Origin of the sequence: Candidatus Paracaedibacter symbiosus (genome assembly GCF_000757605.1) — a bacterium.
GTDB lineage: Bacteria > Pseudomonadota > Alphaproteobacteria > Paracaedibacterales > Paracaedibacteraceae > Paracaedibacter_A > Paracaedibacter_A symbiosus.
On record NZ_JQAK01000020.1, the window covers coordinates 2,215 to 3,443 of the forward strand.

Genomic DNA, 1,229 nt, shown 5'->3' on the forward strand with positions numbered 1-1,229 from the left:
ATGGGATATTCCTCTCAACCCAAGAAGATTTACCTATTTTTAATGAAGCAAAATTTCGTAGCAATGGATGTCGTAATAACTTCGTATAGCATACATTATACGAAGTTATACGACGTCATATTGACCTGTGGGTGACGAATCCTAAGCCTACTTACCGCTCTCATGAAATAAGATACGGCTCTAAAGGAGGATTTGTCATCTATCGGGATCAAAGCACCTGGAGTAACTTTAAAACGGGTGAAGGTGGGGACATCTTTAATTATGTGAGCAAATCACTTAAAATTTCTTATAAAGACGCCATTAAGCAGATAGGAGAAGAGATTAATGCCCCTCAATTGATATCCATCAATTGGGAAGAAAGAGCACAAAAGCAGAATGAGCTTAAACTCCAAGCTGAGATAGAAGAAAAGGCTAAAATTGAGAAGTCACAAGCTACTACAAAAAATCTTTATGATACTTCACGCTCCATTCAAGGAACGCTTGCCGAGCAGTACTTAAGAGAACACCGTAAAATTGAGACTGCCAAGCTGCCTCAAGATTTAAGGTTTATTCCTGAATTTAGAGACTATGATTCTCAAATGAGCTATCCAGCCTTAGTAGCTTTTGCAAGGGATGCTGAAGGAAAGCTGACCGCAGCTCAAGTGACATGCTTAGACCCTAATACAGCCAATAAAGCCGATATTGATGTAAAAAGCGCTCTTTAGGGTCTAATTAAAGGCACGGCTGTGGAAATCCAAGCAGGGGAAGGTCCTACTTATGTTGCAGAAGGAATTGAGACAGCCCTCTCTTTAAAAGAAGCTGGCATTCAAGGGAGGATTCTTGTAACTTTAGGCCTTTCTAATATGCGCTATGTAGGAAGCCATATTAAAGACAAGGATCAGCCTGTCATCTTATGTTGTGATGCAGATGAGGTGGGCTCTCAGGCTTGGAAATCATCTGAGCAAAATCTAAAGAAACTTCAAGAAGAGGGGTTCAAAGCCTCTATTGTTAGACCACAAGGGGAAAAGGGACGGGATTTTAATGATATTCTTCAAGAAGAAGGGATTGCTGTTGTTCAAGAAGTGCTTAAGGAGGTTGCTTCATTCAAAGAAAGACGCTCCCAAAAGGAAACCCACCTCTCAGGACGCCCTCAATCGTATAACTTCGTATAATGTATGCTATACGAAGTTATTACGGGTTCTTAAAGCTAAGGCATCAAATCCGCAAACCCTTGTGTATGTAAATAACCA

At 40.5% G+C, this 1,229-nt stretch carries 2 protein-coding genes; both read left to right on the forward strand.

All coding sequences use genetic code 11. The features are described from left to right. Nucleotides 1-131: 131 nt before the first annotated feature. Nucleotides 132-704: a DUF7146 domain-containing protein gene (locus IG80_RS0111735; protein WP_032114216.1), complete on the forward strand. Its 573-nt coding sequence runs from the start codon at nucleotides 132-134 to the stop codon at nucleotides 702-704. 21 nt (nucleotides 705-725) lie between these two features. Next, nucleotides 726-1,151, forward strand: a complete 426-nt coding sequence (locus tag IG80_RS0111740; protein ID WP_032114217.1) for a toprim domain-containing protein — start codon at nucleotides 726-728, stop codon at nucleotides 1,149-1,151. Nucleotides 1,152-1,229: the final 78 nt, after the last annotated feature.